Source organism: Streptomyces sp. CA-181903 (assembly GCF_050937075.1).
GTDB lineage: Bacteria > Actinomycetota > Actinomycetes > Streptomycetales > Streptomycetaceae > Streptomyces.
Map to the genome: position 1 here is coordinate 6,868,608 of NZ_JBNJLY010000001.1, position 25,921 is coordinate 6,894,528.

The window sequence follows — 25,921 nt, forward strand, 5'->3', positions numbered from 1 at the left end:
CGTCGGACCGCACTTCACGGGGCCGCGCCCGCCGGCCGGGGACGGGAGGCGCGCACACCGAAAATGAACATAATGGGAAAAGTGCATGAATGCCGGTATTCCCGGCAGGGCCATTGGAGGGACGTCCGTGAGCCACCACACCAAGCACGCCCACAAGCACTCCACCCGGCAGCGGCACGCCGCGGAACACCGCGGGGCCGCCGACGAGCGGCAGTCGGACCACCGCCCCGAGGACGGCACGGAGGAACGCGGGCCCACCGCGGGCGTCGTCCACCGGGACGGCGGGCGGACGGTCACCGTCACCATCCCGGTCGACACCCTCGCAGGGGCCGCCGTCGAGGCCGTCAAACTTCCCATCACCGCGGCGCAGCGGATCCTCCCCGCCAAGGGCGGGCTGCCCCTCTACCTCGGCGTCGGCGCCCTGGGCGTGGCGGGCGTCCTGGACTGGCCGGTGGCCGCCGGGATCGGCATCGGCTACGCGGTCCTCCGCAAGGGCGGCGACCTCAAGCCGCCGCCGCGCCGGGCCGTCAACGGCGGCTGACCGGCCCCCGGTCGGCATGCCGCCCGGCGGCCCGGGTACTCGGGTGGTCCACGCAGAGCGTCGCGGAAGGGGCAGCAGATGAGCGACACCACACCGTCGCAGGCCGAGGGGGAGCGGGACGACGAGCCCGCGGAGCAGGTGCACCCCGACACGCCGCACACCACGCCGTCCCAGGCGGAGGGCGAACGGGATGACGACGACGAGGAGCCCCAGGGCCGCTGACGGACGGATCCGCCGGCCCGTCGGACGGGAACGTCAGGAAGGCCGCTGCCCGCCCGCCGCGAGCGCACGGCCCCGGCGACGCCAGGCCACCAGCACCGCCGCCAGGCCGGTGATCGCGATGAACGCCACGGCGGCGACGAACGCGGGGGACCCGGGTGACGCGGCGTGGCTGCCCGCGATGACGTACGCCGTGGTGCTCGGCGCGCTGCCCAGCGCGGTCGCCAGCAGGAACGGCCCCCAGCCGACGCGCGAGACCGCCGCACAATAGTTGGCGGCGGCGAATGGAACCCCCGGGAAGAGGCGCACCGCCAGCATCGAGCGGAAGCCGTGCCGGCTGAGCTGCCGGTCGGCCGACCGCAGCCAGCGGGCGCGCAGCAGCGGGCGCAGCGCGCGCTGCCCGAGCAGCCGCGCGAGACCGAACGAGGCCGCCGAGCCGAGCACCGTCCCCAGCAGCGCCGCCACCGCGCCGGTCTGGGTGCCGAAGAGGGTGCCGGCCGCGACGCTCAGCACCGGCCGGGGGACGAACGCCGCCGTGCACAGCCCGTACGCACCCGCGAACAGGACGAACGCCAGACCGTACGGCATCCCCGGCGGGAGGCCCTCACTCAGCAGCCGTTCGGGGTGGCAGGCCAGCACGGTGACCACCGAGCCGACGACGATCAGCACCAGCAGGGTCAGGTGGGACCAGGGGGAGGCGAGGGCACGCACGAGGCGCCGCTCGGCGGGGCCGGGGACGGGCGCGGCAGATTCGTGCACCGAAGGAGCGTAACCGACACGGCCGCACCCGCGGTGTGATCGGCGGATGAAGTGAGGGGCGCGTCGGAGCGCGGGTCCGCCGGAACCGGGGGCGGGGGCAGGCCCGGGTCAGGCTTCGGCGGGCTGGTGGGGGCCTGCCCCGGGCGGGTCGGTGGGATCGGTGGGTTTGGCAATCGGGTGTCGGTGGGCGGGGCGGGCGATCGACACCGACGGGTCGGCGGGTCGGCGGGCCGTCGGGTGCCGGATCGGAGGTGCCGCGGGGGACGTCAGACACTGGGTGGCCCGGTGGCCCGGTGGCCCGGTGGCGCGTGGCGCGGTGGCCCAGTGGCCCAGTGGCCGGTGGGGTGTCAGGTGCCGGAGTGGGTGTTCAGGTGCCCCCGCGGGTCGCCGCCGGGCCGCGGGCCAGGCCCGTGTAGTGCTCGGCGAAGTCCGTCGCGGCGGCGCGGGAGCCGACCAGGTGCCGCAGCCGGGCCCGGCGCAGCCGCGCCTCCATCGCGTCCTCGCCCGGATGCGGGTGGAACAGCCGGGTCAGCCGGGCCGAGAACTCCTGGGCCTGCCAGACGTGGGCCAGACAGGTCCGCGTGTACCCGTCCAGCGGCTCCCGGTCGCCCCGGCCGTACCAGGCGGCCAGCGCCCGGGCGAGGACGGCGGCGTCCGCCACCGCCAGGTTGAGGCCCTTGGCGGCGGTCGGCGGGACGATGTGGGCGGCGTCGCCGGCGAGGAAGAGCCGCCCGTACTGCATCGGTTCGGCGACGAAGCCGCGCATGGACGTGATCCCGTGGCGGCTGAGCGGCCCCTCGTGCAGCGGCTCGCCGGCCGGGCAGAGCCGGGTGCGCAGCTCGGTCCGGATCCGGTCGTCGGGCCAGCGGGACAGGTCCTCGTCGGGCGCCACCTGGAGGTAGAGCCGGCTGACCGTGGGGGAGCGCATGCTGTGCAGGGCGAAGCCCCGGTCGTGGACGGCGTAGATCAGCTCCTTCCCGGCCGGTGGCGCGGCGGACAGGACGCCCAGCCACGCGAACGGGTACGTCCGCTCGTAGCGGACCAGGTGCCCGGCGGGGAGGCTGCGGCGGGTGACGCCGTGGAAGCCGTCGCAGCCGGCGATGAAGTCGGCGCGGACGACGGTGGGTTCGCCGTCGAGGGTGCACCGCAAGGTGGCGGCGTCGCCGGTGAGGTCGCCCGGCACGATGTCGTCCACTCCGAAGTACGGGGGCGCGCCCGCCTCCGTACGGGCGCGGATCAGATCCTTCACCACCTCCTGCTGCCCGTACATCGTCACCGTCCGGCCGCACAGCTCCGCGGTGGACAGCCGGTGCCGCTCCCCGTCGAAGCGGAGCTCGAACCCCTCGTGCACCTGGCCCTCGCGGTCCATCCGCCGTCCCACGCCGGTGTCGCGCAGGAGGTCCGCCGTCCCCTGCTCCAGCAGTCCGGCCCGCACCCGACCCTCGACGTACCGGCGGTCGCGCCGTTCCAGGACGACCGAGCGCACGCCGTCGAGGTGCAGCAGATGGGCCAGGACGAGGCCGGCCGGGCCCGCGCCGACGATCGCGACCGGGGTGCGCAGCGTGCGCGTCACGTTTCCCTCCCTCTCCTCCGGTGGCGGCCCGTCAGCCGGTGACGGCGGGGCGGCGGCCGGGGAACGCGGCGCCCAGCAGCCGCAGCAGCGGGGTGGCCTTGACGGCGGTCTCCTCGAACTCGGCGATGGGGTCCGACAGTGCCACGATCGCCCCGCCGACGCCGTACGTCACCCGGCCGGGGGCGGCGACGGCCGTGCGGATGACGATGCTCAGGTCGGCGGCGCCGGACAAGGACAAATAGCCGACGGCGCCGGAGTACACGCCGCGCGGCCCGGCCTCCAGTTCGTCGATGAGACGCATGGTGCGGATCTTCGGCGCGCCGGTCATCGAGCCGCCGGGGAACGCGGCCCGGACGCAGTCCACCGCCGAACGGCCGGGGCGCAGCCGGGCCCGGACGGTGGAGACCAGCTGGTGGACGGTGGCGTAGGTCTCGACGGCGAACAGCTCGGGCACGTGGACCGAGCCGACCTCCGCGCACCGGCCGAGGTCGTTGCGGACCAGGTCGACGATCATCAGGTTCTCCGCGCGGTCCTTCTCGCTGGTGCGCAGGTCCTCGCGGAGCAGCGCGTCCTCGGCGACGGTGCCGCCGCGCGGGCGGGTGCCCTTGATGGGCTTGGACTCCATCAGCCCGTTCGCGGAGACCCGGAGGAAGCGCTCCGGGGAGGTGCTGAGCACCGAGAGGGAGTCCAGGAGCAGCAGCGCGCCGAACGGCGCGGGGCTGGTGCGGCGCAGGAAGCGGTAGGCGTCCCAGGGGACGAGGGTGCCTTCGGCGCGCATCATGTTTGTCAGGCACACCTCGTACGTCTCGCCGCGGCCGATCGCGTCCTGGCAGGTGTCGATGGCGGCGAGGTAGGCGTCGCGGTCGTGCCGCAGCCGTGGCGCGGAGAGGCGGCGCTGCGGCGCGGGGGCGGGGTCGGGGCGGCGGCCGGCGAGCCGGGCCAGTTCGGCCCGGGTGCGGTCCAGCCAGGCGCGGGCCGGGCGTTCGTCGCCGGGCGCGGCGAGGGCGAGGAGGTGGGTGGTCGAGGTCAGGTGGTCGAAGACCACGGCCCGGTCCGCGTAGATCATGACCGCGTCGGGTTCGGGGGAGCGGTGGACGCGGTCTCCGCCGCACTCGGCCTTGAGCTCGTACCCCAGGTAGCCGACCCAGCCCAGTGTGAACTCGAACGGCAGCTCGGGCACGTCGACTTGGCGGGCGGCCAGGTCGCGGTCCAGCCAGTCGAAGAACGGGCCGCCGACGATCTCCGTCCCGTTGGCGGAGGTGACGGTCACCGTGCCGTGCCAGACGTCGGCCGAGACCACACGGGCCAGCGGCCCCTCGGCGTCACCCATGGCGGAGAACCGGCCGAGGGAGGCGTCCGTGGCGCTGCTGTCCAGCCAGAACGCGTGCCGGGAGGGACGGAAGAGGCGGTCGAAGACCACCTCGTCGGGGACGCGGGTCGGTATTCGCTCGGCGAGCACGCGCCAGCGGGGGCTGCCGGCGGCCGGGCCGGGGGTGTGTGCGGCGGGGGACGGCGGCGGGGTGATGGGGGTGGTGAGCGGGGTGGTGCCCGAGGGGACGCCTGGGGCGGCGCCTGGGGTGGCTCCCGCCGTGGTGGGCGGGGTGGTGAGTGTGCTTCGGGGCGCCGGGTGTGGGCGGCCTGCGCGCCGGTGCCAGTCCGCGGTCAGGTCGCGGAAGTTGCGCAGCAGCCGGTGGCCGTGCTCCGTGCACACCGACTCCGGGTGGAACTGCACGCCCCACAGCGGCCGGTCCCGGTGGCGTACGCCCATCAGCACGCCGTCCGGCGTCGCCGCTAGGGCCTCCAGCTCCGGCGGGAGGTCGGTGACGGCCAGGGAGTGGTAGCGGACGGCGCCGAAGGGGGACGGCAGCCCGGCGAACACGTCCGTCCCGGAGTGCAGGACGGGCGACACCCGGCCGTGGCGGACCTCCGGGGCCCGGCGGACGGTGGACCCGGCCAGGTGGCAGATCCCCTGGTGGCCGAGGCAGACGCCGAGGAGGGGCAGCCCGCCGTGCTCGATGATCTCCCCGCACATGCCGAAGTCGCCGGGGAGTTCGGGAGTTCCCGGGCCCGGGGAGATCACCACGTTGTCGAAATCCCGCAGTTCGCCGGCCGTCGGGCAGGGATCGTCATTGCGGAGCACCACCGGCTCCGTGCCGTTCACTTCGGCCAGGTAGTGGAAGAGGTTGTAGGTGAACGAGTCGTAGTTGTCGACGAGTAGCGTACGCACCGTTGTTTCCCCCGTATTCCGGCGGGCCGCGGCGTGCGCCCTCCGGTGAAAAGCGCGGCGTGCGGCCCGGCGCCTCGCGCTCCACGGATTCCCGCGGTATTCCCCGGCATTCGCGCTTTCCGGGGGCCCGGCGGTTTCCGTGGCGGCGAAATGAGTGCGCGGGCCGCTGCCGCGATGGTGATCGCGCGTGGAAAGTGTGCAGGTTCAGCGCTCCGCGGCGCGCGGCGCGAACGGGCCGGGGCGGCGCGGCCGGCCGCCGGCCCGGGCCGCGGCCCGGACATCCCTCATGGCAGTCCCCCCGTGGGCCGCTGCTCGGGCGGGCTCCGCACCACGCGCCCTCGGATGCTCAGCGGCCTGTCAAATGACAGGATGTGGGTGCCAATGACCCCATGTCAAGGGCGTTCAGAACGCCCTATCCGTATTTCTTTTCGAAAAGAAGCCGACCGTGAAGTCGATCAATTCAGGGGGTGCACCGTGCCGGTGGCGAAGGGCGCGCGTCCGGGTAAGGCGTGCGCAGTCGAACAGCCTTGACGCCGCGTGGGCGTTCCTGCTCTGCTGAAGAAGGCCGGCTCGCGCGAACCGGCTTTTGTGGCACATTCTGACGCCACATCAGACGAACGGGGGAGCGCCGCCGATGGAGGCCGGAATCAATTTCTTCCCGGATGTACACCACCGCGACAAGGCGGCGGACCGGTATTTCGCCGAGTGCCTGGAGCTGGTGGAGCTCGCGGACGGGCTCGGATACCACCACATACGCATCGTGGAGCACTACTTCCACCAGTACGGCGGCTACTCGCCCAACCCGATCGTGTTCCTCGCCGCCGCCGCGGCCCGGAGCCGTAACCTGAGGCTGATCACCGGCGCGGTGCTGCCGGCGTTCAACCACCCACTGAAACTGGCCGGGGAGATCGGAATGCTCGACGCCATCTCCGGAGGACGGCTGGAGGTGGGCTTCGCCCGGGCGTTCCTCCCGCACGAGTTCCAGCGGTTCGGGGTGGACATGGACACCAGCCGGGCCCGCTTCGACGAGGGCGTGGACGCGGTACGGCGGCTGCTGACCGAGGAGGACACCGCCTTCGACGGCCGCTTCCACTCCTTCCCGTCCACCACCTCCCTCCCCAGGCCGACCCAGCGGCCGCACCCGCCGCTCTGGGTGGCCGCCCTCTCCAGCGAACAGAGCTTCCGGCGGGCCGGCGAACTCGGCTGCGGCGTCATGGCCAACCCGCTGGCCGCCGACACCCTGCGGAAGTACCTGGAGATCTACCGCGCGGCGTGGCAGGCCGCCGGACACCCGGGGCGCGGCCGGGTGATGCTCGCCTTCCACATGCACTGTGCCCCCGACCGGCGGACCGCCGAGGCCCGCGCCGAAGGGCCCGTCAACGCCTATCTGCGCAGCCTGACGGCCGCCGCCTCGGACTGGACCAGCGGGGCGTCGAGCACCGACTACCCCGGCTACCGGCAGATGATCGAGAAGCTGGCGGCCGACGACTTCCACTCCGTCCGCGCCCGCTCGGCGGCCCTCGTGGGCACGCCGGACGACGTCGTGGACCGGCTGTGGGAGGTCCACGACCGCTGCGGCGGCTTCGAAGTGGCCAGCCTCCAGGTCAACTTCTCCACCCTGGACCCGGCCCTCGCCGCGGAGTCGGTCGCCCTGTTCGGCGAGCGGGCGCTGCCCCGGCTCCGGGCGGAGCGCGGGCCCGGCCCGCGGGCGGCGTGACGGCCGAGCGCCCTTCCCCGGGCGCGTCCCCCGCCACGCCTTCTCCCGCCACGCCTTCCCCTGCCATGCCTTCCTCGGTCGCGTCCCCCTCCACGTCTTCCCCAGCCAAGTCGCCCCGGTCACCCCTTCCACCACCTCCCCGGTCAGCGACTACCGGAACTCGCTGCGCCGCAGCCGCGAGAGCCGCGACCGCCGCGACCGGCCGGCCGAGTTCCCGCTCGCGGGCCGCGACTGGACGCTGCTCCACGACGTCTTCCCGCCCGTCTACTCGCCGTCCACCGGCACGTTCCTCGACCTCCTCGCCCTCCTCGGCCCCCGGGGCTTCCCGCGCGGCGGATCGCTGCTGGAGATCGGCTGCGGCGCCGGGGTGATCGCCGTCAGCGCCGCCCTCGCCGGCTGCGCGCACGTGGTCGCCACGGACGTCAACCCGCACGCCGTACGCAACACCGCGCTCAACGCGGCCCGGCACGGGGTGGCCGGCCGGGTGCGGTGCCGGGAGAGCGACATGTTCACCGCGCTCGCCCCGGACGAGACCTTCGACCTCGTCTTCTGGCACGCGAACTTCGTCCTCGCCCCCGAGGACCTGCCCCGGCCGAGCCTCCACGACCTCGCCTACGTCGACCCCGGCTACCGGGCCCACCGGGCGTTCCTGAACGAGGCCCCGGACCGGATCCGCCCCGGCGGCAGCGCGCTCCTGGGGTTCGGCAGCAGGGGCGACGCGGAGGCGCTGCGCCGGCTGGCAGGCGAGGCGGGCGTCACGCTGACGAGCGTGGCCGCGCGGGAGGTACGCGAGGGGGACGACGTGGTGGAGTACCGGCTGCTGCGGCTGGACCGGGGCGGCCCGGCGGCGGGGGAGCGGCCGGGTGAACGGACCGGTGCCGGAGCCGCGCGCCGGCAGGAGCGCGGTGCTCGCGGTGTGCGTCCTGCTGGTCGGGGAGTTCCTGGCCATCTTCGACGTCTCCGTCGTCAACGTGCTGCTGCCCGTGATCCAGCGGGAGTTGGGCGCGGGCGACGCGGAGACCTACCTGGTCGTCGCCTGCTACGGACTGGCGTACGCCGGCCTGCTGGTGACCGGCGGGCGGCTGGGCGACCGGTACGGGATCCGGCCGCTCTTCCTCATCGGTACGGGCCTGTTCGGCGTCGCCTCCGTCGCCTGCGGACTGGCCCCCTCGATCGGGGTGCTGGTCGCGGCGCGGGCGGCCCAGGGCGCCGGCGCGGCGCTGCTGTTCCCCCAGGTCCTCGCCGGCATCCAGACCGTCCTGCCGCCCGCCCGCCGGGGCACGGCGGTGGGGGCGTTCGGCGCGGTCCTGGGCGCGGGCTCCACGCTCGGCCAGCTCGGCGGCGGGGTGCTGACCCGGCTCGACCTCGCCGGGAGCGGCTGGCGGTCGGCGTTCCTGGTCAACGTGCCGGTCTGCGCGGCCGTGCTGGTCGCCGGCCGCGCGCTCCTGCCCGGTCACCGGCCGCGGGCCGGCACCGGACCGCCGGACCTGCCGGGGGCCGCGCTGCTGGCCGTCACCGTGGCGGCGGCGGTGCTCCCCTGGTCGCTGCCGGGGAGCGGGCCGGGCCGTACCGTCCCCGCGCTCCTGGTGGTGGCCGTCGCGGGCACCGCCTTCGTCCGCTGGGAGCGCCGCCTCACCCGCGCGGGCGGCGCCCCGCTGCTGCACACCGCGCTGTTCCGGAGGTGGACGTTCGGCGTGGGGCTGGTGCTGTGCCTGGTGTTCTTCGGTACGCAGGTGCCGTTCTACGTGGTGCTGTCGCAGACGGCCCAGGACGGCGCCGGGCTGAGCCCCCTGGCGTCGGCCGGGCTCTACGCGGGCCTGGGCACGGCGTTCCTCGCGGCCTCGGTCGCCGCGGGCCGGGCGGACCCGCGCCGCGCGGTCGTGCTGACCACCTGCGGCCCGGCCCTGATGGCCGTCGGCTACCTGGGCCTGTCCACCCTGCGGGCCGACCAGCTCCACCCCGCCGGCGTACCGGCCACGGTGTTCCTGGTCCTCAACGGCCTGGGCGCGGGCGCCGTGGCGCCCACCCTGATCCGCTTCGTCCTCACCGGCGTCGACGCCCCCCTCTCCGGCGTCGCCTCCGGGCTCCTCGCCACCGCCCAGCAGATCGCCAACTCCGTGGGCGTGATGGTCGCCGGCGCCCTCTTCCGCGCCACCCGCGGCCCCGACGTCCTCTCCGGCTTCCACGGCGCGCTCTGGTACTTCACGGCGCTGGCGGCCGTGACGGTGGCGCTGGCCGTCGTGGTGGCGCGGGGGCAGGAGGGGGAACGGGCGCGACGCGAGGCGGTGGAGACGGCGGAGGCCGTGGGGGCGGTGGGGCCGCCGGAGCGGTGAGGGGGCCCGGAGCCGTGTGGGGTGTCGCGGGGTGGGGGCCGTGACGTCGGCGGGGGGCCGGGCGCGGGGGCCGGGCGCCGGGCGTCGGGCGTCGGACCTCGGACGTCGGACGTCGGACGTCGGACGTCGAGTGTCGGCGAAGTCGTGGGTCCGTGGCGATGCCGTGGCGTCCATGCCATGGCGCAGGGCTGCGGGCATGGGGGTCGGTGGGTGTCCGGGGTGGTGGCGCCGCACGCGCACGCGCACGCCCACGGGTGTCGGGGACGACGGGCACCGGTGCGTCACCGCCGCGCCCGCGCCGTGTGGCCGCCGCAAGCCGGGCCGGTGGGACGGCACGGCGGAGGGAACCAGGCCGCCGGAGCCTGGAACGGTGACGGGACGCGGCCAGTGGCGTGACGTGGGCGGGCCCCCGGTTCCGTAACGCTACGGAACTCGTGCCGTGACGGCGGCCGTTCCCGGTCGGTGGCGGGGGAGCAGCCGCACCCCGTCTCGTACCGCCGGACGCACGGGCCGCCGACGCGGAACAGGCCGTCGAGGCGGAGCGGTTGCACCGCCGGTCCCGTGCGGCTCGTGAGATCCGGGCGGCGAACCGGCGTGGACGCCGGACCCGGCCGGCATCCGGCGGGGCGACGGTGGTGGCGTCCCGTGCCGACGACCCAGCCGTCGCGGAGCCCGCCCCAGCACGGACGGTCCGCCGGGCCGGTGCGGCAGGGGCGACCCGGCCCGGCGGCCCTCCACCACGCGCGCCTGCTGCCGGGCGGGACCGCGGGAAAACCATTCGACGCCCCACACGGCGTGAGCGAGCATCAGAAGCATGCTCCGGCCCGCCCCTTGCGCGAAGACACCCGCCCCTGCGGGCGCGCTCGGGGCCGACCGGTCCGGCGGCCCGCTGCCCGCGCTCGGAACCGACCAGTCCGGTGACCCGGTGCCCGCGCCCGTGCCCTCCGGCATGCCCATGCCTCCCGGCGCGCCCGTCGGCACTCCCGTCCCGACGCGACGCTGACCCTTCCCGGATCGTCCCCGGCGGCCCCGTACGGGGAGGGTCGGCCAGGCCGCGGGGCCCACGACGATCCAGTCCGGCGCAGCACCGGAGAACCGGAGTCCGCACCATGTCCCAGCAGGCGTCCACCCGTACCAAGCCGCACCTCAACATCGGCACCATCGGCCACCTCGGCCACGGCAAGACCACCCTCGCCTCGGCCATCACCAAGGTGCTCGCGGGCCGCGGCACCGGGACGTTCGTCCCGGTCGCCGGACTCGACCGCGCGCCGGAGGGACCGGCGCGCGGCGGCACCGTACGCGCCGCGCACCTGGAGTACGAGACCGACTTCCGGCACTACGCCCACACGGACCTGCCCGGCCACGCCGGACGCGTCACCCGGGTGGTCGCCGGACTGGCCCGGCTGGACGGGGCCGTCCTGGTCGTCTCGGCCCTCGACGGCGTCGAGCCGCAGACCGTCGAACACGTCCTGCTGGCACGGCGGATGGGCGTCGCCCACCTCGTCGTGGCGCTCAGCAAGACCGACGCCGCCCAGCCGGAACTGACCGAACTCGTCGAACTCCGGGTCCGCGAGCTGCTCTCCGCGCACGGCTACCCGGCGGAGCTCACGCCGGTCGTCCGGGTCTCCGCCCTCGGCGCCCTGGCCGGCGACCCGCGCGCGACCGCCGGCGTCGAGGCGCTGCTCGACGCCGTCGACACCTGTCTCCCCGATCCGCCACGCTGCGACGACGCGCCCTTCCTGCTGCCGGTGGACCGGATGCTGATCCTGCGCGGGGTCGGCGCCGCCGTCACCGGCACCGTCGAACGCGGCAGCGTACGCGTCCGGGACCTGGTGGAGGTGCCGGAGGCACTGGAACCCACGGTCGTGACCGGTCTGGAGACCTTCGGCCGCCCGCTGGAGACCGCCCGGGCGGGCGACCGGGTCGCCCTGCTGCTCCGAGGGGCGCAGGGGCACGAAGTCCGGCGCGGGGACGTGGTGGTCGCGCCGGGCAGTGTCACCGTCCACCGGCGCTTCACGGCGCGCCTGCGGGTGCTCAGTCAGACGGAAGGCGGTCGCCGCACCGCCCTCACCACCGGCTGCCGGGCCACGTTCCACTTCCGCACGGCGGCCCTGACCGGCCGGCTCGACCTCGGCCCGCGCGGCCTCGCCCGCCCGGGCGAGACGGCCGGCCTGACCGCCGTCCTCGACCGCCGGACCCCGCTCGAACCGGGACTCGCCTTCGCCCTCCGCGAGGGCGGACGCACCGTCGGCACGGGCACGGTGACCGCCGTGGAGGAGTGACCGCCCCCGTCCGAGCGCGGTCTGGACCGGGCAGCCCCCGGCGCTCGGCACAATGGGCGCGTGGACGAACAGATACCCGTGACCCGCGTCGTGGCCGGCGGCGCCGCCAAGCTGCTGCCCGACGTCGACCGCGAGCGCGCCTGGCTGCTGACGGTCGACGGCGCGCCCCAGTCGTACGTCGACCTCGGGGACCCCGAGCACCTGGAGTTCGAGTACGCGCGGCGGATCGGGCACGTCCTCGACACCGCCGCGGAGCCGGGCCGCCCGCTCGACGTACTGCACCTCGGCGGCGGCGCCCTCACCCTGCCGCGCTACACCGCGGCCACCCGGCCCGGCTCCCGGCAGCTGGTGGTGGAGGCCGACCGCGGGATCGTCGAGCTCGTCGCCGAACACCTGCCGCTGCCGGCCGGCTCGGGGGTCACCGTCCGCGCCGAGGACGCGCGGGCGGTTCTGGAGGAGGCCCCGGACGCCTCGGCGGACGTGATCGTCGCCGACGTCTTCGGCGGCTCGCGGGTGCCCGCGCACCTCACCTCCGTCGAGTACGCCCGCGCGGCCGCCCGGGTGCTCCGCCCCGGCGGCCGGTACGCGGCCAACCTGGCCGACGGGGCGCCGTTCGACTTCCTGCGCTCCCAGGTCGCGACGTTCGCGGCGGTCTTTCCCCGGCTGTGCCTGATCGCGGAGGCGTCGGTGCTGCGGGGCCGCCGGTTCGGCAACGCGATCCTCGTCGCCTCCGCCGCGGAACTGCCGCTGGACGCGCTGGCCCGGCGCGCCGCCGCGGACGCCTTCCCGGCGCGGGTCACCCACGGGGACGCCCTGCTCCGCTTCGCGGCGGGGGCGGCCCCGGTGGGCGACCGGGACGCGGTCGGCTCGCCGGAGCCGCCGGGCGGGGCGTTCGGGATCGGGTGACGCGGCCGGTCCGCCGGGGGCCTCGGGGCGCGTCAGGAGGCGGTCGGCAGCGGGCGCAGCGAGCTCATGATCTTCTTGACGTCGTCGTCCGGCAGCTCGTCCTTGACGCCCTTGGCGGCGTAGAGCACCCAGGTGACCAGGTCGTTCTCCTTGTTCTTGAACGTCAGGGTGAACGCCTTGCCGTCCGTCGCGCAGGCGTCGGACTTCGCGACCCCGGTCACCGTGGCCGACGAGGTGTAGCCGCTGACGCCGTGGTCACTGGTGAAGGGCTTGGCCTTGGTGCCCTCGAAACGGCCGGTCTTCTTCTGGTCGAAGGCGGCCCACACCCAGCTCAGCGCCTCGGTCTCGGCGGCGTCGGCCTCGCTCTTCGCACCCTGCGCGCCCTTGGTCCCGGCGCCGCCCAGGCTGTTGTCGGGCTTGCACACCCCGGACTTGTAGCTGGCGACGGAGCTCATGCTGATCACGGACTTGCCCTTGTCGTCCAGGAAGCCGGACGACATCCCGGGCTCGACCTTCCAGTCCGGCGGGACGTCGAAGACCGCCAGCCGCTTGGTGCTGACGACCGGCTTCCAGCCGCTGATCACCGGCTTGACCCCGTCGTCGTCCCCGCGGCCGCCGCCCGATGGGTCCGGGGCCGACGAGCCGCCGGGGGACGCGCTCGGCGAACCGGAGGCGGACGCGGGCGCCGAGGCCGGCGGCTTGGGGTCGTCCTGCGCGGAGGTCTTCTCGCCGTCGTCCTTCAGGACGACGAAGCCGGTGACCGCCGCGGCCGCCACCACGGCCAGGGCCGCCGCGACGGCGATGACGGTGGTGCGCCGGCTGCCTCCGCCTCCGCCTCCGCCCGAGGGCGGCATCGGGGGGCCGGGCGGGGTCTGGGGAGGCTGAGGCGCCTGAAAACTCTGAGGTGTTTGAGGGTTCTGAGGATTCTGAAGGGTCTGAGGAGTCTGCCACTGCGGCCCGCCGGGCTGCCCGGCTCCGGATCCCGCGCCGACCGGCTGGGCGTAGGGGTTGTGCTGCGGGGAGCCCGGCCCCGGCTGCTGGTACGGGTTGGGCTGCTGGTACCCCGGTTGCTGGTACGGGTTCGGCTGCTGCGGGTTCTGCTCGCCCCCGTTGGCGGGCTGCTGTCCTGGCCACATGGCCGACAACGATAAGGGGCCGGGGGGACCGGTATGGCCGTCGGCCCTTTCCGCCCACCGCTACCGACTGGTAACTTCGCCGCATGTCTGACACGACCCAGCCCTCGATCGGCGATCTGCTCTCGGCCACCGTCCCCATGGTCCGCACCCTCAACCTCGTCTACGAGGTGACGACCCCCGAGCGCGCGGTGCTGCGCCTGCCGGACCAGCCGGAGTACCGGAACCACGTGGGCGGTCCGCACGCCGGCGCCATGTTCACCCTGGCCGAGTCGGCGAGCGGGGCGATCGTCCTGGCGGCCTTCGGCGACCACCTGTCGCGGATGACGCCGCTGCCCGTCCGGGCCGAGGTCGCCTACAAGAAGATCGCCAGGGGCGAGGTCACCGCCACCGCCGTGCTCGGCCGGCCCGCTGACGAGGTGCTCGCCGAACTGGACGCCGGCGGGCGCCCCGAGTTCCCGGTGCGGATCACCCTCACCCGTGAGGAAGACGGGGCCGAGACGGGCGAGATGTCCGTGGTGTGGACGCTGCGCCCCAACGCGTAGCCGGTGACCCCGGAGGCGGCCGAGGGGCCGCCTCCGCGGGGCGCGTGAGGCCCCTCGGACGCCTGCGCCTGTGTGACGGGAGGGATGTGGCCGGCCGGCGGTAGGTGCCTGGCCGGCCGCGTGCGTCTCCCGGGGCCGAAGCGGTTGTTCGACGGAGGCGAGGCGTCCGGCGGCGGAAGCGAGGCGGCCGGCGATGGAGGCGAGACGATCGCCGCTTGCCCACCCGCGTACCAGTGCGAACGCTTCAGGTCGACCAGTGATCGACGGCGCAGTGGCCGGAAAGGGAATGGCGCTGTGTGCCCGGCCGCGTACACGCTGTGCACGGTAAGCGAGCCCTTCCAGCAAAGGAGCGAGCCCGTGGCGGATGCCGAGCTGAACTTTCTCGGACTGGCCAATACCGCGGTGCGCCTGGTGCGGGAGAAGTTCCCGGAGGCGGAACTCCTCGAGGGTGACGGTGTCTCACCCGACGGACCCACCGACGACGTGCGCAAGGTGAACCAATGGCGCTTCGTCTTCCGGGCCGAGGAAGGCACCGTCATCATCAAGTCCCGCACCTGGGGCGAGTTCGACCAACCCGAGCTCATCCCGCAGCCGTGGCTTCAGGACCGGGTGATCCCCTGGCCCGTCCCGATGGACATCACGGCGGCGGACAAGAAGCTCAAGGAGTCGGGGTACACCGGCCGGTACCGCACGGTGACGCTGCGCTGGCCCCTGTTCCCGGGGATGAACCAGCCTTACTACATCTTCGGGACCGAACTGGGCCACTACTTCGTCGGCGTCTACGACGGCAAGGTCAAGCACACCGCGCTGTGATCCGGCGGCGACACCCGTTCCGGGCGGCGGGCACCCACGCGGTGCCCGCCGCCTGTCGCGTTCGGCCGGTGCGGGGCCTTCGAGGGTGTGGCGAGGGGCCCGGAGGCCCGTCACCGGGATATCCAAGCGGAACAAACCGAACAAACGGCCGTCCCCCTCAACCATTCGGCCCCGAGGCGAGTCCTTGACTCCAGTAGGCTTCCGGCGTGCGCCGTCTCGGCGCACGCCGGGAACAGGTCGTCAACCGGGGAGGAACCGGCGTTGCACATCCAGGAGTGGCTCGAATCCGTACCGGCGGTCGCCGTCTACCTGCTGGTGGGCGGGGTCATCGGGCTGGAGAGCCTGGGCATCCCGCTCCCCGGCGAGATCGTCCTCGTGAGCGCCACGCTGATGGCCGCCACCCAGGACCACATCAACCCCTACATCCTCGGGGCCTGCGCCGTCGCCGGCGCCATCGTCGGCGACTCGATCGGCTACCTGATCGGCCGCAAGGGCGGCAAGCCGCTGCTGGACTGGCTCGGCCGCAAGTTCCCCAAGCACTTCGGCCCGCACCACGTCGCCACCGCCGAGCGCTCCTTCCACAAGTGGGGCATGTGGGCCGTCTTCGTCGGCCGCTTCATCGCCCTGCTGCGCATCTTCGCCGGCCCGCTCGCGGGCGTGCTGAAGATGCCGTACTGGAAGTTCCTCATCGCCAACGTCCTCGGCGGCGTCGTCTGGGCCGGCGGCACGGTCGCCCTCATCTACACGGTGGGCAAGGCGGCCGAGGAGTGGATCGGCAAGTTCTCCTGGGTGGGCCTGCTGGCCGCCGTGCTCTTCGGCGTGGGCTCCTTCGTCGTGATGCGGATCAAGGCCAAGAAGGCCAACGCCGAGAGCGAGGCGGCCGAGGCCGCCGAGCGGCCGGAGGCGGTCCCGGCGGGCGACTGACCGCCCCCGTCACTCCTGTGATCTTCACCCCATCCGGCCCCGACGCCTCCGCGCGTCGGGGCCGTCGGTCTACCGTGCCGGAAACGAGGGCGACTCCCTGGCGGGGGGCTCCCCGACGAGAGACTCCCCGACGAGGGCGACTCTCCGACGAAGGCCAAGAGGAGCGGACCATGACGACCGAACGGGCGCTGATCACCGGCGTGGGCGGCAAGGAACCGACGGTCGACCCGGCGGCGTTCACGGCCCCACGTCCGTCGTCCTCGGCGACGTCACCCTCGCCCCCGGCTCCGGCGTCTGGTACCACGCCGTCCTGCGCGCCGACTGCGGCCCCATCACCCTGGGCGCCGACAGCAACATCCAGGACAACTGCACCGTCCACGTGGACCCCGGCTTCCCCGTCGCCATCGGCGAGCGCGTGACCGTCGGCCACAACGCCGTTCTGCACGGCTGCACCGTCGAGGACGACGTCCTCATCGGCATGGGCGCCACCGTCCTCAACGGCGCCCACATCGGCGCCGGCTCCCTCGTCGCCGCCCAGGCCCTCGTCCCCCAGGGCATGCGCGTCCCCCGGGCTCCCTGGTGGCCGGAGTCCCGGCGAAGGTCCGGCGCGAACTGACCACCGAGGAACGCGAACACGTCCGCGTCAACGCCGCCCTCTACGTGGAACTGGCCAAGACCCACCGCGAGGCACTGGGCGGCTGACGGTTCCGGCGGGAGCCGTCGGGATTCGCTCCGGTGCGTCGCGTCCACCTACGGGCTGAAGCGTCGTGTTATCGTCCCAACCGACTTCTCACCGTTGGGCATTCCGCCTCGCCGATCAGCTTCCCCGGGTCCCGATGGCACGGGGAAGGTGGAGGTCGCTCATCACACCCTGAAAAAGGGTGCTCTGTGATGGTGGCGACGTGCGTGAGCCCTTCCGGTTTCCGAGGCCCCGGGAATCCGCCGGGACCCCTCGTTCCGGCTTGAGCACTGGACATGCGTCAACGGTTCCGTCCGCGTGCTACCAGCAGAGCCGGTTCCTCAGGGAGGTTTCCGGAGTGCCGGAAATCGAATCCGTCCGCCATCCGGCCACGCGGCGTCCGTGGCTGGTACTCGCGATCATGTGCATCGGCTTCTTCATGTCGTTGCTCGACGGTTCCATCGTCAATGTCGCCATTCCGACGTTGATTCGCGGCATGGGCGCTTCCTACGACCAGGTGCTGTGGGTCATCGACGGCTACATGCTCGTCTTCTCGGTACTGCTGATCAGCACCGGGCGGCTGGGGGACATCTTCGGATACCGCCGGCTGTACGTAGCGGGCGTCATCGCCTTCACCGCCGCCTCGGCGCTGTGCGGACTGGCCGATTCGCCGGTCGGGTTGCTGACCGCCCGGGCGTTGCAGGGGCTCGGTGGGGCGCTGCTGTTCCCGCAGGTCATCTCGTCGATTCTGACCGTCTTCCCGCCACGTCTGCGGGGTAGAGCGTTCGGCCTGTTCGGCGCGATCGTCGGTCTCGCTCCGATCGCCGGCCCAGTCGTCGGCGGTTTCCTCCTCACCCGCCTCAGCTGGCGCTGGATCTTCTTCGTCAACATCCCGATCGGGATCGTCACCGCCGTACTGGCACTGGCCTTTGTGCCGCCGATGCGATCGGGCAGCACCCACCGGCTCGACCTGGTCGGCGTCGTCCTGGCCACCGCCGGGCTGGGCGGCATCGTGTTCGGCCTGATCGAGGGAGAGCGCTACCGCTGGGGCGGCATCGCCGGGCCCATCAGCGTCACCTCGCTCATCGTCTCTGGCGTCGTACTGCTGGCGGTGTTCATGGTCTGGCAGTACCGGCAGCGGGGCGAGCCCCTGATGCCGCCGGCTCTGTTCCGCGTGCGCAACTTCGTGGTCGGCAACGGGGTCGGGTTCGTCTTCCAGCTCGGCATGATCGGCATCATGTTCGTGGTGACGCTGTACCTGCAGATGGCACGTGGGTACACGGCGCTGGAAACGGGCCTGGTCGTCCTGCCGAACGCCGTGCTCACGGCGGTCGGTTCCGCGTACGCCGGGCGGCTGTCGGACCGGTTCGGCGGCAAGTACGTCCTTGTGGCCGGGCTGACGCTGCTGGCCGCGGGCCTGCTGGTGCTCGTCGGCATGGCCGATCCCGCCGGCAGCGCATGGAACCTGCTGCCGGGTCTGGTCATCATCGGGATCGCCGGCGGCGCCACGTTCGCACCGCTGCAGCAGGCCACCATGGACGGGATGGATCCGCGGCTGGCCGGGGCGGCCTCCGGCGTCTCCGGCACCACCCGGCAGATCGGCGGCGTCCTGGGCACCGCCGTCCTGGGCGCCCTGCTGTCGGCACGGCTCTCCTCGACCCTCCGCGGCGCGGCCGGGAAGCACGCCGGTCGGCTACCGGAGAATCTGCGCGCCCGATTCATCGGCGACAGCGTCGCGTCCGCGAGACACTACGGTCCCCCTGCGCCGCCCAGCGGCCTGGACCCGGCCACGGCCGGGCTGTACGAGCGCGTCACCGCCGACACGTTCGCCGTTGGTTTCGCCGGCGCGATGCAGACGGTCCTCGTGGCGTGTGCCCTGGGCCTGGTGGCCGCCGCGGCATTGTGCTTCCTGTTCAGTCCTCACCGGAAGCCGGCGGCCGAGCGGGCCCGGGACAAGCGAGCCGAAACCACACCGCAGGACTGAGCCCGCGGCCGGCCGCCGCCGTTGGGGGCAAGATCACAGGGTGGAGGCCGGTCGGTGTGGGGTGGGCTGAGTACGGTGGGCGGGTGCCGAAGTATCGAAACACGTTCTCGTCCGGCGCCGCTTCGGCCTTCGGGGCCTGGCGGCGCCGTGCCGTCTCGCGGGCGGTCCACCGGGGCTGGCGCTGGGTGCAGGACCGCGGCGCGGTGACGGCCGAGCGCCCGGGGCCGTACCGCTTCGGGCGGATCGGGGCGCACACGCGCCTCGCGTTCCCCTTGGGCACCGTGTTCGGGGAGCGGTGGATCGAGATCGGGGACCACTGCATCGTCGGCGAACAGGTCACGCTGACTGTCGGCATGGTGCCCGGCATGGACCTCGGGCCTGATCCGCTGCTGCGGCTGGGCAACGGGGTGGTGCTCGGCCGGGGCAGCCATGTGATCGCCTCGTGCGAGGTGACGATCGGGGACGACGTCTTCTGCGGCCCGTACGTCTATGTGACGAGTGACAACCACTCGTACGAGGACCCCACGCAGCCCATAGGCCGGCAGTGGCCGCGCAGCGCGCCCGTCGTGATCGGTTCCGGCAGCTGGCTGGGCGCGGGGGCGGTGATCCTGCCCGGGGCACGGCTCGGGCGGAACGTCGTGGTGGCGGCCGGGGCGGTGGTCCGGGGCGAGGTCCCGGACCACGCGGTGGTCGCCGGCGTGCCGGCCAAGGTCGTCCGGCGGTGGGACGAGGAACGGGGCTGGACGCCGCCGTTGCGGCCGGCGTCGGAGCCAGTGACGGGGCCGGTGACGGAGCCGGTTCCGGTGCCGGAACGGGAGACGCCGGAGGCGTGAGGGCGTGAGGCGTCCTCCGGCGCGGGCCTCGGGGCCCTCGGCCCACCAAGGCGGCGTCTTCGGGCCCCCAAGCCTGCATCCTCGGTCCACCTGAGCGTCCTCCCCGGCCGCCTCTGAGCGACATGCTCGGCTGCCTCGCCGACTGGGCGCCCTCGACCGGCGCCCTTGCCGCCCCCGAGCGGCGCCCTCAGCCCGTCGCGAGCAGCACTGTTCCGACCAGCGCCAGCCCCGCGCCCGACGCCTGCACCGAGCGCAGTCGCTCGTTCAGCACGCCGCGCGCGGTCAGCGCCGTCACCACCGGGTAGAGCGACGCGAGGACGGCCGCGACGGTGACCGGGCCGCTGTGGGCGGCCAGGTTGTAGGTGCCGTTGGCGGCCACGTCTGCCAGTCCGACGAAGGCCAGTGCGGGCAGGGCGGGGAGGAGGGCGTTCCGGCCGCCTTCCGGCAGCACCGCGCCACCGCGCCGGGCGGAGACGAGCAGGGTGCCGCCGCCGACGAGCACGTTGCACAGCCGCTGTACGAACAGCGCCAGGAACAGGCCGGTCAGGGTGTGGGACGCCTCGGCGATCAGGGCCATCACCGTGCCGAAGCCGAACGCCGCGACGAGCGTCAGCAGCAGGGTCTGCCGTCGCACCGCGCCGCCGCCCGGCCCGCTCGCGAGGACCACGCCGGCCACCGCGACCACGATGCCCGCGACCTGGAGCACCCCGGGCCGCTCGCCGGCCGCCAGGCCGACGCCGAGCGGTACGAGGACGCCGCCGAGCGCGGCGACCGGCGCGACGACGCCCATCGGGCCCTGCGCCAGCGCCCGGTAGAAGAAGAGCATCGCCACCGGGCCGATCACGCCCGCGGCCACCGCGAACCACAGTCGCGGGCCGGCCTCCGACCAGCCGCCGGTGGCGACGACGATCGTGCCCAGCGCGGTCAGGGCCAATATCTGCGAGACCACGACCACCGTCAGAGCCGGGATACGGCGGGTCAGGAGGCCGCCGCCGAAGTCGGCCAGCCCCCACAGGAGGCTGGTGGCCAGGGCGAAGATCGGTGTCATGGGGTGAACCTCGCAGTGCAGTACAGTGAATGACGCGAACGGGCACACTGTAGTTCACTGCACTGAACCGCGTCATCGAAGATATTGGATGGAACGTGACGGACCTCGACCAGCTCACGCAGTCGCTCGCCCGGAACCTCAAGCACTGGCGCGCCGAGCGGAACTTCACGCTCGACGCCCTCGCCGCCCGCTCCGGCGTGAGCCGCGGAATGATCATCCAGATCGAACAGGCGCGGACCAACCCCAGCGTCGGCACCACCGTCAAGCTCGCCGACGCCCTCGGCATCAGCATCACCACGCTCCTCGACTACGAACACGGGCCGCGCGTCCGGCTCGTCCCGGAGGGCGAGGCCGTGCAGATGTGGTCCACCGGGGCCGGCAGCCACACGTCCCTGCTGATCGGCGCCGAGGGCCCCGGGCCGCTGGAGCTGTGGGACTGGCGGGTCGAGCCCGGCGACGAGAGCGCCTCCGACCCGCACCCCGCCGGCACCGTCGAACTGCTCCGCGTGACGGCCGGGGTGCTCACGCTCGTCGTCGACGGGGAGGAGCACACCGTTCCCGCCGGAACGGCGGCGGCGTTCGAGGCCGACGTCCGGCACACGTACCGCAACGACGGGACGGAGCCCGTCACGATGACGATGGTGGTCGCGGTGCCGCCGGTGGCCCGGAACGACGCGCACCGCGACCCCGACCGCCATACCGGCGGCGGCTGTTAACGTGCCCGCATGATCGCTCAACGGACACCCATGGAAGCGTTCGACGACGTCCGGCCCGCGTCGGAGCGGATGGACCTGCTGGTGCCGCCCGTCGCCGCCGCCCTCCGCGCCTGGCCCGGGCCCGGCACCGCCGACCAGGTGCTGCACGTGGACACGGCGCCCGAAGTCGCCGACACGGCCGTGCTGGTGGAGCACTACGGGCCCTGGCTGCTGGAGCAGTCCGCCAACTGCGTCGTCGTCGCGGCGAAACGCGGCGGGGAGACCAACTTCGCCGCCTGCGTCGTCCTCGGGCACACGCGCGTGGACGTCAACGGCACCGTCCGGCGGCATCTCGGGGCGCGCAAGGCGTCCTTCGCGCCCATGGACGCCGCCCTGGAGGCCACGGGGATGGAGTACGGCGGCATCACGCCGATCGGACTGCCCGCCGACTGGCCGCTGTTGATCGACGCGGCGGTCGTCGCCGGCCCGTACGTCCTCGTCGGCAGCGGAAGCCGCCGCGGCAAGCTCATCGTCCCCGGCGCGGCCCTCGCCGGCCTCCCGGGCGCGACGGTACTGGACGGACTGGCGGCGCCGGCCGGCTGATCCGCTCTCAGCGACCGGAAGGGGGGAGGAGCGGGCGCGAGACGTCGAGGGAGAGCGCCGTCGAGTGCTCGGCGAACCCCAGGGACCGGTACAGCCGTTCGGCGTCCGCCGTCGCGTGCAGGTCCACCCGCGTGACGCCCTGCGCGGCGAACCAGCCGAGCAGTGCCTCCGTCGTCGCCCGCCCGAATCCGCGCCCCCGGTACCGGTCGTCCGTGCAGACCGAGAAGACGAACCCGAACCGCCCGGTGGGATGCCCGGGCGCCGGCAGCCGCTGCTCGACCGTCCCGACCGCACACGCGGCGAGGTGCGACGCGCCGCGTGTGCCGCCGGCCGGATCCCCGTCCACGACGAACGCCCCCAGCCGCGGCGACGGGCTCGCCAACTGCTCCCGCACGATCCCCTCGGCGGTGGCCTCCCACGCGCCGGGGGAGTCCCGCCCGTCCATGGCGGCGAACATCAGGCGGCGCAGCCGCACTATCTCGGCCGCGTCCTCGGGACGGGCGGCGCGTGTCGTCCGGATCATGAAACGACGTTAGCGGAGACCGCCGCCGGCGGAGAGCCGGGGGATCTCGATCGCCGGAGGGCGGTGGGTTAACTCCCTAGGTGCCCTCTGGCGTGCGAAGACGTCGCGCACGGCAGAGGCTGAGAAACATGAGACGCGAAGACTCGGGGGCTCTCAAGGCCCTGGGCTTCTCCGAGGAAGAACTGGCCGCCCTGGGGTTGGACCGCCCTGCTGAGGGTGCTCCGGCCGACCTCGTCGACGTATACATCCGCCGTTCCAAGAAGCGGGAAGATCTGGCCACGCTCCGGGCCCACCTGCGGGACGTGGTGCGCTGGGCCCGGTCCGAAGGGCTGGGCATTCGGCATGTGTGGTTCGAGCAGCGCAGCGCGAGCAAGGCGCATGTCCGCCGGGACGAGTTCGAGAAGGCCAAGGAAGCGGTTCTGGCGGGCCTCTCCAAAACGCTCGCCGTGTGGAAGACGGACCGGCTCGACCGGCGGGGCATGGGCGCGGTCGGCTCCCTCCTGGACGAGCTGGAGAAACGGCGCGCCCGCCTTGTCTCGGTGATCGAGTCATTGGACTCCAGCAAGGGAGGGCGCATGATCTTCGCGTTCCTCTCCGAGAGGGCCCGGGACGAAGCGAAGGACATCGCGCTGCGTGTCCAGACAGGGCTGGACGAGCATCGCATCATCGGGCGTGCTCCGGGCGGCAGGCCCCCTTACGGCGTGATGCACGTTGGAGACGGCAAGGTCGGCCCGAATCCGGACGAGTACCCGACCGCCCGGCGGATCGCCGAGGCGCTGTTGCGGGGCGAGGCGAGTACGAGGATCGCCCATGTTCTGACCGCAGACGGGGCGACCACCCGTACAGGTCGGCACTGGTCCGCGAACGCGATCTCCCGCATGGCCCAGTCACCGCTGTGGGCGGGCCTGGTGCCACACCGCGAACGGCACACGGACGAGTACGGCAACCCGATCGACAAGTGGGGCTGGAAGGCGGACCCGTTGATCGGAGCCGACGGGCATCCCGTCCACTGCGGCACTGGCGTGGTCTCCCTCGGCGAGTGGTACGCGATCCGCGCGCAGTTCGCGTCACGGACAGTGCGAGGCATCAAGGGAAGCCATGGAGCCAAGCAGCCCGGCAAGATGCTGACCGGCATCATGCTGTGCCCGCACTGCAAGGTGGGCCTGGTCTCGGGCGGCGAGTCGTACCGTTGTCGGACGCGCATGGAAGGCGGAGCGGCGGCCTGCGCCGGGGTACGCACAAAGGCCGGCCGAGTGGACGAGGCGGTATCCGGAATCTGGGTGGCCCGGGTGTCGGCCATGGAACACGACGACCCGGTCCTGCACGAGATCGCCCGTCGATGGCTGGAATACCAGGATCCGGAGCTGGACGCGCGGCGGCGAGAGGTCTCCGCCGCTCTGGACGACGCCGAGCGGCGGTCGTCGGAACTGGACGATGCGTACTACGTGCACGGGCGCATGAAGCCCGCACGATACGAGCAACTGTCGGCGGCCCTCAACGACCAGATCAGCGCCATGCGCGCCGAGCTGGCAGAACTGCACCGCCAGACGGATCTCGGTCCGCTGCTGGACGGCGAACTGCTGGCCGAGATGTTCGACGGCGCGACTCTCGTCGACAAGCGCATGTTGCTGCGATGCGCACTCAACCGCGTGACGCTCAAGCCCTCGAAGGGGCAGGGGGACAAGACACCGATCCGCGATCGGCTGATCTTCGATTGGGTCGAGACGCCGACTCAGGGGCTCCCTGTGGCCGCCTGAGACGGCGGCCGAACGCGCTGCCGCTGATTCCCGCTCGTGTACCCCACCCGAACTTAATCAGTACAGAAGGCCCCGCCTTTAGTCCGCGCCCTCTCTTCTTGGGCGGAATGAGACAAGGCGGGGTTTTTCTTTGGTCGGGCGACTGCCTTCTGACATATCGAGAGGAACCCTGCATGTACGACCCCGTCAAGGCTCGCGCACGACGGATCAAGCTGGGGCTGACCGTTCCGCAGCTCGCTGATCGAATGGGCGTCGACAGTGCTCGTGTCTACCGTTGGGAGAACGGCGAGCGTCTCCCTTCTCTCACATCGTTCGTGGGCCTGGCGCACGCCCTCCGCATCCCCTTCGAATCCCTTCTGCGTTACGCGGACGACGAGAGCCGCCCCGCTTTGATTACTGCCGAGATTCGCCGGGCCGAGCTGCCTGGGGAGCGCGAAACGATCAGGTTCCGTAGGGATGCTGCGATCGAGATCGTGACTGATCGAGTCCGCGCCCGCACGACGAACAACCACTGAAAGAGCTTAACTAGTTGAGCATGACTGACGGCGGCAACAAGATTGCCGTCACCGATAAGATCGCTGCCGTTGCGCTGGCGGGACTCCGTGCGGAAATCATCCTCCCCGTTCTGGTGTATCGCGATGTCGAACGCGATTTTGTAGCCGGTGTGGGTCACACCGTAAATGTGCGCAAGCCGTCGAAGTTCACGGCCAGCAACAAGGCCCGGGGCGTTGACCTGGTGCCGGAGAACCTGGATGAGAAGGTAGTTCCGGTGAAGATCGACACCCATGCGACGCACGGCGTGAACGTCGACACCCAGGACTCCACTCTCAACATCGAGTCCTACATGGCCCAGGTCACCATCCCGCAGGCCCAGGCCATCGCGGACTCCGTGGAAGAACGGGTCGCCCGTGAGCTGAACACCGTCATCAACGCGGACGGCAAGACCACGCTGGACGCCGAGGGCAAGGTGATCCCTGCGGCGGTGGAACATAAGGCCAAGACCTCGTTCCGCGACACCCTCGTCAAGGTCGACGAAATCATGAACGGACGGGACATCCCCCTTGAGGGACGATACCTCGTGGTCAACCCCAAGCTCCGTGCCGAGCTGCTGATGACCGATCTGTTCGTCAAGGCGAGCGAGTCCGGTGACCCGAATGTCGTCCGCAGCGCTCGGCGCTCGGACGCGGACGCCCGTGTCGTGCAGAACTTCATGGGCAAGTTCCTCGGTTTCTCCGTGTTCCTCTCCAACAAGATCGAGGGTGCGGTTGCCTTCACCCGCGAAGCCTTCGCCCTTGCTGTGTCGGCCCCTAACCCTTCGTCCGCGGCCGGTTCGTCCGCGCGCTGGTCTGAGAAGGGCTACGCGATGCGTCTCGCGACCGACTGGAGCGGCAAGTCCCTGGCCGAGCTGCACACTGCGGACACTCTGGCCGGCGCGTGCATCCTTGATGGCCAGCGCGCCGTAGGTATCAAGCTCACGGCCTGAGATGCAGAAATTCGAAGAGTTGCCTGACCTCCGGGGCTGCATGGCTGACGCGGTCGCAGAACACCTTGACCCGGGAGGCGTCGATCCAGCGCGCCGGTGTTGGGCTGAGGCTGTTGTGTTCGACGACTGGTCGCCGACCCGGGAAGCGATGTTTCATCAAGAGCCGGTCGGATTCAGCCCTGATGCCCTCGCCGCCACTATCCGGAGGCGGGAGGGCCTCCCTCTCGTGGGAACTACGATGACGCGCCCGTAGTGAGTAGAGCCAGCCCATGCCTTCGGGGTGGTCTCGCTGCGTTTTGACGCAGAAGCAGACTGTGAGCTCGATGGCAGCTCGCGACTGTCCG

Annotated in this window: 22 protein-coding genes and 2 pseudogenes; 18 read left to right on the plus strand and 6 right to left on the minus strand. The window is 72.8% G+C overall.

What is annotated here, in order from left to right; all coding sequences use genetic code 11:
* Positions 1-127: 127 nt before the first annotated feature.
* Positions 128-541, plus strand: a complete 414-nt coding sequence (locus tag ACQEVS_RS30415) for a hypothetical protein (protein ID WP_433025947.1) — start codon at positions 128-130, stop codon at positions 539-541.
* Between the two features lie 78 nt (positions 542-619).
* Entirely contained in the window at positions 620-763 is a 144-nt protein-coding gene (locus tag ACQEVS_RS30420; RefSeq protein ID WP_433025950.1) for a hypothetical protein, read from the plus strand.
* Positions 764-796: 33 nt separating this feature from the next.
* Here ACQEVS_RS30420 and ACQEVS_RS30425 read toward each other — a convergent pair whose 3' ends face one another.
* The 3 genes from ACQEVS_RS30425 to pabB all read right to left on the minus strand — a co-directional run bounded on the left by ACQEVS_RS30425 (position 797) and on the right by pabB (position 5,319).
* Positions 797-1,519: a TVP38/TMEM64 family protein gene (locus tag ACQEVS_RS30425; protein WP_433025953.1), complete on the minus strand. Its 723-nt coding sequence runs from the start codon at positions 1,517-1,519 to the stop codon at positions 797-799.
* A gap of 367 nt (positions 1,520-1,886) precedes the next feature.
* Entirely contained in the window at positions 1,887-3,080 is a 1,194-nt protein-coding gene (locus ACQEVS_RS30430; protein ID WP_433028063.1) for a 4-hydroxybenzoate 3-monooxygenase, read from the minus strand.
* Positions 3,081-3,123: 43 nt separating this feature from the next.
* The gene (gene pabB, locus ACQEVS_RS30435) at positions 3,124-5,319 is read right to left on the minus strand and encodes an aminodeoxychorismate synthase component I (protein ID WP_433025956.1); all 2,196 of its coding nucleotides are present in this window, start codon (positions 5,317-5,319) and stop codon (positions 3,124-3,126) included.
* 634 nt (positions 5,320-5,953) lie between these two features.
* Here pabB and ACQEVS_RS30440 point away from each other — a divergent pair.
* From ACQEVS_RS30440 to ACQEVS_RS30460, 5 genes and pseudogenes are all read left to right on the plus strand, one after another.
* A complete protein-coding gene (locus tag ACQEVS_RS30440) occupies positions 5,954-7,036 on the plus strand; it encodes an LLM class flavin-dependent oxidoreductase (RefSeq protein ID WP_433025959.1) in 1,083 nt (360 codons plus the stop codon).
* Positions 7,037-7,376: 340 nt separating this feature from the next.
* Positions 7,377-7,610, plus strand: a pseudogene (locus ACQEVS_RS30445) (methyltransferase domain-containing protein); the annotation flags it as partial.
* A gap of 289 nt (positions 7,611-7,899) precedes the next feature.
* Entirely contained in the window at positions 7,900-9,369 is a 1,470-nt protein-coding gene (locus tag ACQEVS_RS30450; RefSeq protein WP_433025962.1) for an MFS transporter, read from the plus strand.
* Positions 9,370-10,478: 1,109 nt separating this feature from the next.
* Positions 10,479-11,651 carry a GTP-binding protein gene (locus ACQEVS_RS30455; RefSeq protein ID WP_433025965.1) on the plus strand — a complete coding sequence of 391 codons (1,173 nt, stop codon included), beginning with the start codon at positions 10,479-10,481 and terminating at the stop codon, positions 11,649-11,651.
* A gap of 60 nt (positions 11,652-11,711) precedes the next feature.
* Positions 11,712-12,557, plus strand: a complete 846-nt coding sequence (locus ACQEVS_RS30460) for a spermidine synthase (RefSeq protein ID WP_433025968.1) — start codon at positions 11,712-11,714, stop codon at positions 12,555-12,557.
* A 32-nt stretch (positions 12,558-12,589) separates the two neighbouring features.
* Here the strand turns inward: ACQEVS_RS30460 and ACQEVS_RS30465 are convergent, their stop codons facing one another.
* The gene (locus ACQEVS_RS30465) at positions 12,590-13,693 is read right to left on the minus strand and encodes a hypothetical protein (protein ID WP_433025971.1); all 1,104 of its coding nucleotides are present in this window, start codon (positions 13,691-13,693) and stop codon (positions 12,590-12,592) included.
* 83 nt (positions 13,694-13,776) lie between these two features.
* On the opposite strand from ACQEVS_RS30465, the gene ACQEVS_RS30470 reads away from it, so the two are divergent.
* The 6 genes and pseudogenes from ACQEVS_RS30470 to ACQEVS_RS30495 all read left to right on the plus strand — a co-directional run bounded on the left by ACQEVS_RS30470 (position 13,777) and on the right by ACQEVS_RS30495 (position 19,468).
* Complete coding sequence (locus ACQEVS_RS30470; RefSeq protein WP_433025974.1) at positions 13,777-14,235, plus strand: DUF4442 domain-containing protein; 459 nt, start codon at positions 13,777-13,779, stop codon at positions 14,233-14,235.
* A 357-nt stretch (positions 14,236-14,592) separates the two neighbouring features.
* Positions 14,593-15,048, plus strand: a complete 456-nt coding sequence (locus ACQEVS_RS30475; RefSeq protein WP_433025977.1) for a hypothetical protein — start codon at positions 14,593-14,595, stop codon at positions 15,046-15,048.
* Positions 15,049-15,309: 261 nt separating this feature from the next.
* Entirely contained in the window at positions 15,310-15,972 is a 663-nt protein-coding gene (locus ACQEVS_RS30480) for a DedA family protein (RefSeq protein WP_433025980.1), read from the plus strand.
* A gap of 170 nt (positions 15,973-16,142) precedes the next feature.
* A pseudogene (locus tag ACQEVS_RS30485) lies at positions 16,143-16,674 on the plus strand (gamma carbonic anhydrase family protein).
* Positions 16,675-17,009: 335 nt separating this feature from the next.
* On the plus strand, positions 17,010-18,635 hold the full coding sequence (locus ACQEVS_RS30490) for a DHA2 family efflux MFS transporter permease subunit (protein WP_433025983.1): 1,626 nt from the start codon (positions 17,010-17,012) through the stop codon (positions 18,633-18,635).
* 83 nt (positions 18,636-18,718) lie between these two features.
* Positions 18,719-19,468: an acyltransferase gene (locus ACQEVS_RS30495; protein ID WP_433025985.1), complete on the plus strand. Its 750-nt coding sequence runs from the start codon at positions 18,719-18,721 to the stop codon at positions 19,466-19,468.
* A 187-nt stretch (positions 19,469-19,655) separates the two neighbouring features.
* On the opposite strand, the gene ACQEVS_RS30500 is transcribed toward ACQEVS_RS30495, so the two are convergent.
* Positions 19,656-20,516 (minus strand): EamA family transporter, encoded by an 861-nt coding sequence (locus tag ACQEVS_RS30500; protein WP_433025986.1) that lies wholly within the window; start codon positions 20,514-20,516, stop codon positions 19,656-19,658.
* Positions 20,517-20,611: 95 nt separating this feature from the next.
* Between ACQEVS_RS30500 and ACQEVS_RS30505 the strand changes: the two genes are divergently transcribed.
* Together ACQEVS_RS30505 and ACQEVS_RS30510 are read left to right on the plus strand one after the other, a co-directional pair.
* Complete coding sequence (locus ACQEVS_RS30505) at positions 20,612-21,232, plus strand: helix-turn-helix domain-containing protein (RefSeq protein WP_433025988.1); 621 nt, start codon at positions 20,612-20,614, stop codon at positions 21,230-21,232.
* Positions 21,233-21,262: 30 nt separating this feature from the next.
* The gene (locus ACQEVS_RS30510; RefSeq protein ID WP_433028066.1) at positions 21,263-21,814 is read left to right on the plus strand and encodes a YbaK/EbsC family protein; all 552 of its coding nucleotides are present in this window, start codon (positions 21,263-21,265) and stop codon (positions 21,812-21,814) included.
* 7 nt (positions 21,815-21,821) lie between these two features.
* Here ACQEVS_RS30510 and ACQEVS_RS30515 read toward each other — a convergent pair whose 3' ends face one another.
* Positions 21,822-22,337: a GNAT family N-acetyltransferase gene (locus tag ACQEVS_RS30515; RefSeq protein WP_433025990.1), complete on the minus strand. Its 516-nt coding sequence runs from the start codon at positions 22,335-22,337 to the stop codon at positions 21,822-21,824.
* A gap of 128 nt (positions 22,338-22,465) precedes the next feature.
* Between ACQEVS_RS30515 and ACQEVS_RS30520 the strand changes: the two genes are divergently transcribed.
* From ACQEVS_RS30520 to ACQEVS_RS30530, 3 genes are all read left to right on the plus strand, one after another.
* On the plus strand, positions 22,466-24,094 hold the full coding sequence (locus ACQEVS_RS30520) for a recombinase family protein (protein WP_433025993.1): 1,629 nt from the start codon (positions 22,466-22,468) through the stop codon (positions 24,092-24,094).
* A 173-nt stretch (positions 24,095-24,267) separates the two neighbouring features.
* Positions 24,268-24,609: a helix-turn-helix domain-containing protein gene (locus ACQEVS_RS30525; RefSeq protein ID WP_433025996.1), complete on the plus strand. Its 342-nt coding sequence runs from the start codon at positions 24,268-24,270 to the stop codon at positions 24,607-24,609.
* 20 nt (positions 24,610-24,629) lie between these two features.
* On the plus strand, positions 24,630-25,577 hold the full coding sequence (locus tag ACQEVS_RS30530) for a P22 phage major capsid protein family protein (protein ID WP_433025999.1): 948 nt from the start codon (positions 24,630-24,632) through the stop codon (positions 25,575-25,577).
* Positions 25,578-25,921: the final 344 nt, after the last annotated feature.